The following is a 4805-nucleotide window of genomic DNA, read 5'->3' on the forward strand; positions in this document are numbered from 1 at the left end:
CACGCCGGAGAGCCACACGCCGGAGAGCCACACGCCGGAGAGCCACACGCCGCCCACGGGCTTCAGCGGCCACAGCAGCTTCGAGCCCGCCTCCACGACGCCCTCGCCGGTGTCGCTGACGGGCACCACAGAGGCGCCCGCGTCGGTGGCGGGCGCCCCCGCGGATGGTCACGCGCCGAGATGGCTCAGTCAGCTGTTCGGTGGCCAGCCGCAAGCCACCGTGCCCGCCCAGGCCCAGACTCCGCCGGCGCCCACGCTCCCGCCCAACGAGACCCGGGACCCCTACGTCCTGGCGGATGAGACGCAGCGCACGCCGCAGCTCGCCCAGGCGCAGGAGGAGGCGGTCCGCGCCGCCAACGGCGAGTTCGTGCAGTTCACCAACTCCAACGGTGTGACCGAGCCGCTCCGGTTCGAGCAGGGGAGCAACAACGACTGGCGCATCTCGGACGCGCACAACAACTCCATGATCATCCGCGGCAACGGGCTCTCGGCGGATCAGCTCCTGCAGGGCGTGGCGGAGGCCGCCGACTACTGGTCCCAGAACCCGACGTCCGTGCGCGACTCGAACGGCTCCCTCGAGCTGTCGCCGGGCTCTCCGCGCGGCCGCTTCGACGACGTCGGTGGCGGCCGCATCCAGATGGGGATCGACGACCTCGACGAGATGACGTTCGACCACGAGTTCGGGCACGCGGTCGGGTTCGAGGCCCAGCGCAACGCCAACTCGAGCCGGCCGGGCCGGCCGAGCGGGTGGGACGAGGCGATGCAGGCGGACGGCACCTCCACTTCGGTGTACGCCAACGACAACGCGCGGGAGGACTTCGCGGAGTCGTGGCTCGCCTACGTGGAGGCGCGCGAGACGAGCACCGAGGCCTACTCGGCGCTCCAGCAGGCGTACCCGAACCGCTTCGCCATCCTCGAGGCGGTGTACAACGGGACGCAGCAGGACTGACCTGGGCTAGCCGGGTCCGTAACAACGGACGCAACACTTTCCAGCCTGTGCCGATAAAGGGGGAACCTGGAAATCCGGACTTTTTTGGGAAACCGGTATGCCAGCGAAACCTTGTTCGCTCCGCGCGTGGAGCAGGATTCCCTCCCTCATGAGCACCCCTGACACTTCTTCGACGTCCCTGGTCCTGAACCGCCGTCTCCTGGCCGCCCTGCTCTCCCTGACGCTCGCGTCCTGTGGGGGCGAGGAGTGGGACGAGGGGATGGGCGGGGAGTCCCTGGAGCCCGCGCGGTCCGGCGGCGCCCTCACCCAGAGCATCACGGTGCTCTCCCCCAACGGGGGTGAGAGCCTGCGGAGCAACAGCTTCGGCACCGCCAGGTGGTCCGCCTCGGGTGTGACGGCCGTGAAGGTGGAGCTGACGGTGGACGGCAGCACCTGGAGGACGGTCGTCGCCAGCGCGGATGCCGCTTCGGGCTCGTATTCGTGGGGCGTGCCCGTCATCGCCACCAACGTGGCGAAGGTGCGGGTGAGTGACGCGTCCAACTCCGCCATCAGCGACACCAGCAACGCGGCCTTCACCCTCACCACGTCCGGCGGTGGGGGAACCTTCGACGGAGTGCTGATCAACGAGGTGCTCGTCAATGAGGCGGGCACGGATGTGACGCGCGAGTTCGTGGAGGTGGTCAACCCCAAGACGACCGCGCAGGACATCTCCGGCTGGACGCTCTGGGACGCGGCGGGCCCGCGGCACACCTTCCCCAGTGGAACGAGCCTGGGCGCCGGGCGCGGCGTGGTGGTCTTCGGCGCGGCCTCGGGCATCCCCGCGGGCCTGACCAACGCGGTGGCCGCGTCGACGGGCTCGCTCAACCTGTCCAACGGCAGCGAGACCGTGACGCTGAAGGGGCCGACAGGAAACGTGATTGACAGCGTCTACCTGGACTCGGCGCTCAGTGCGACGGACGGCGTGTCCGCCACCCGGAGCCCGGATGGCACCAGCCACGCCAGCTTCGTCGTGCACACCAGCGTGGCGAGCACCCTGGCCTCGCCGGGCAAGCGGGCCAACGGGACCTCCTACTGATCCGCTGGGGTGGTCCCCGGCCGGGGCCCGCTTCAGAGTCCGCGTGGGCAGGCCCAGGTGCTCCACTATCGAGCGCACCCCAGCGGGGGCCGTCACCTACGCCAGCACCTTTCGCCTGCCTCCACACCGCGGACAGGCGAAGCCCGTCCAGTGCGAACGTCCTGCGCGGCAGCCCGGCCCCATCCACCCGCGTCCTCCTCTGCTTGCTCGGCTCCTCCACCGTCGCGGCCAGGCAGAGGCTCTCCTTCTGTGGGCCCACCTCCCTCCCCGCTCGAGGGACCAGAAATGGACGGAGCCTGGCGCCCGGAGCGAAGACGCCATGAAACCTCGTGAGGTTCGCCCGAGGCGGAGGCACCAGGGACGACACACGTCGTAACAGTTCCAGCGCCGCGTGGGCCGGGGTCGTGGCGTCTAGGAAGCTTGACTCGTTTCTGAGGGAGCAGCCAGCCAACGCGCTGCGGCTCGGTGAAGCCCGGAGCTACAGCTAAACCTGCGAGGGTGAGGCTCGACCGGCAAGCGTGGCTGTGAGGCTGGGCCTCTCTAACCCCGGCGCTGAGCCCTGGACACTGGCGGGGGCGGCGCTGGTGGACTCGACGGGGGAAGAGGTGGCGCTCGTCGCGTGGCAGGAGGTGCCCGTTCCCCCGAATGGTAAGGGCGCCGTCGTGGTGGGCGTGGAGGGGGAGCCCGCGCAGCTTGGCTGCCCCTGTACCCTCAAGCTGTGGGAAGCGCAGGGGCCGCGCACCGTCACTCTCGGGAACGTCACCTTCCCGGTGAGCCAGCAGGCGGCGCCCTGAACACGGCCACCGCGAGCCGTGCCGAGCCTCAAGGGGTGGAGCGCCCGCCAATCTCCGGGAAGCGCTCGTAGGCCCGTTTGAGCGCGTCCAGGTGCGCGGGGTTGTCCAGGTCGAGCGGCGCATCGGTGAGCCGGACAACCCACCCGCCAGTCGTGGTACGCCATGAGCGTGACAGCAACTCCGCGTCGCGGGAGGGATCCGGAAAGCCGATGGCCCGTGCCGCAGCGGCCGACCAGTAGCTCAGCCACCCGAGGCGATGCGGAATCTCAGGCGAGCGCATGGCACTAGGGGACTTGAGCACCGGTAGCCCTCGGGGTGGAGGCTCCAGGTCTTCTGGCCGATTCTTCGTACGCGTTCACGCGGTTGGAATGAGGACCCTCGTCAAGCAGCAGCAGATAGGCCGAGGGCAGGAGACGGCAGCAGAGAAGGAGCGCTTTGCCCATGCAACCAGGCCTCGACAGCCCGGGTGAGGAAAGGGAGCACGGGACGATTCTGCAATCGCAGCGTCGTCACGGTGGAAAGGGCGCGCTCGATGAAGCGGCTGCCCTCGGGGCTCTTGGTGCCGAAGGACACCTTACGCATACACACGGCATGGCGCAGCAGCCTCTCGTCATGGTTGTTGGTGGCGGGCACGTCCTCGCGCTGCATGAATGTCCACAGCGCCTTCCAAAACTCCAGAAGTTCGCTGGCCGACCTGGCAGCTGTCTCGTCCGCGCACACCTGTACCTGCTCCAGCAGTTCACGAACATGCTGGCGCACTTCGTCCATTCGCCGCTGCATGGTGCCGCGTTGCAGGGTGCCGTCGCGTACCCAGCGCAGCAGTCGGAAGAGCGGGGCGGTGTATTCCAGCAAGTGCTTGCCTGGCTCGCACGCCTCCCCGCCTCTGTCCACCCAACTCTGGAAATTGCGTTGCAGGTGGCTCCAGCACAACTGCCAGCGCTCCATGCCCAACCACCAGTGCGCCCGGGCCCTGTCGGTTACCGCGATGCCTTGGAAGCCCTTGCCCAATATCTCCTGGGCCACCCTCTTGCGTCGGCCCTCGGCGATGAGGAACACCGCCACCAGGCCCGTAGCCGCCGCCCACAAGGCCTTGCGCTGGGTGCCCTCGTGCCAGCCCGTGTCATCCAAGTGCACCGGGCCCGTAAGCGTTCACCGCCTCGGAAAGACCGGGTGGTGTTCGCCAGTCAAGAGGAAGGCAGGAGAGAGGGAGCAGCCTGCCCATGCAAGTGCGCGCACATGGCCGTGGTCAGGTAATCAAGCACGTTGCGCTGCTGCAGTTGGAGCGTGGTGACGGCCGTCAGCATCCGCTCGATGTAGCGGCTACCCTCGGGGCTGTGAGTGCCGAAGCTGCCCTTGCGCATGCAGACGGCGGGGCGCAGCGCACGCTCGGCCCGGTTGTTGGTGGGCTCCACCTGCTCCATGTGCACGAATGCCCACAGGGCCGGCTCCAGTTTGATGATGGCCTGGGCCATGCCGGCCACCTTCTGGTCCGAGCACACTTGCGCCCTGCGCAGCAGTCGAGCCACCGCGGCCTCTACCTCGCTCATCCGCAGTTGGAAGGCCGGGCGCGGCAGCGTCCCCTGCCGCCATTGGTGGTACCACTGCCCGTAGCACAGCTGGTGCTCGGTGACGCGAGGGTTCACCTCGGGCAGCTCCACCACCTGATGTCGCCATGCTGCCGGCCCTTCCTCCCTTCGCTCGAGTGCGCCGCCGCACCGGCTGCACCCCTTGGGCCGCACCTCCACCACCTCGTCCACCTTCTCCGGTGGCAACAACTCACGCCGATGCCCTTTGTGCCCGGGCTGTCCTCCCGGTGGGCTCCTTGCTCGAGCGTTTCACTCCTGGCCCGTCCGAGGAGGGGGGCTTGTTGGAGTTGCGCGATGTCTGCCCCAGCTGCGCTCGCAGCTCGGCGATGGTGGCCAGCGCCTCGGCCAACTGCTGCTTCAGCTCGGCGACTTCGGCTTCGAGCTGGGCGATACGGGCATCT

At 68.7% G+C, this 4805-nt stretch carries 6 protein-coding genes and 1 pseudogene; 3 read left to right on the forward strand and 4 right to left on the reverse strand.

Annotation, left to right across the window (positions count from 1 at the left end; all coding sequences use genetic code 11):
* From VF794_RS05510 to VF794_RS05520, 3 genes are all read left to right on the forward strand, one after another.
* The coding region (locus tag VF794_RS05510; RefSeq protein ID WP_331108125.1) for a hypothetical protein at window positions 1–949 on the forward strand (949 nt) is incomplete at its 5' end.
* Window positions 950–1097: 148 nt separating this feature from the next.
* Complete coding sequence (locus VF794_RS05515; protein ID WP_331108126.1) at window positions 1098–2024, forward strand: lamin tail domain-containing protein; 927 nt, start codon at window positions 1098–1100, stop codon at window positions 2022–2024.
* A 524-nt stretch (window positions 2025–2548) separates the two neighbouring features.
* Complete coding sequence (locus VF794_RS05520) at window positions 2549–2818, forward strand: DUF2381 family protein (protein WP_331108129.1); 270 nt, start codon at window positions 2549–2551, stop codon at window positions 2816–2818.
* Between the two features lie 28 nt (window positions 2819–2846).
* Here VF794_RS05520 and VF794_RS05525 read toward each other — a convergent pair whose 3' ends face one another.
* The 4 genes and pseudogenes from VF794_RS05525 to VF794_RS41865 all read right to left on the reverse strand — a co-directional run.
* Window positions 2847–3119, reverse strand: coding sequence for a DUF5953 family protein (locus VF794_RS05525; protein WP_331108127.1), 273 nt, complete (start codon window positions 3117–3119; stop codon window positions 2847–2849).
* 80 nt (window positions 3120–3199) lie between these two features.
* On the reverse strand, window positions 3200–3946 hold the full coding sequence (locus VF794_RS05530; protein WP_331108128.1) for an IS66 family transposase: 747 nt from the start codon (window positions 3944–3946) through the stop codon (window positions 3200–3202).
* Window positions 3947–4002: 56 nt separating this feature from the next.
* A pseudogene (locus VF794_RS41860) lies at window positions 4003–4404 on the reverse strand (IS66 family transposase); the annotation flags it as partial.
* A 190-nt stretch (window positions 4405–4594) separates the two neighbouring features.
* A partial coding sequence (locus tag VF794_RS41865) for a DUF6444 domain-containing protein (RefSeq protein WP_422653118.1) occupies window positions 4595–4805 on the reverse strand: 211 nt, incomplete at its 5' end.

The sequence above is a fragment of the Archangium sp. genome, assembly GCF_036389735.1.
Classification (GTDB): Bacteria; Myxococcota; Myxococcia; order Myxococcales; family Myxococcaceae; genus Archangium.

Bases quoted from the DNA above. Each gene is read 5' to 3' on its own strand.
- VF794_RS05515 (WP_331108126.1), top strand. From the start codon at position 1,098: ATGAGCACCCCTGACACTTCTTCGACGTCCCTGGTCCTGAACCGCCGT.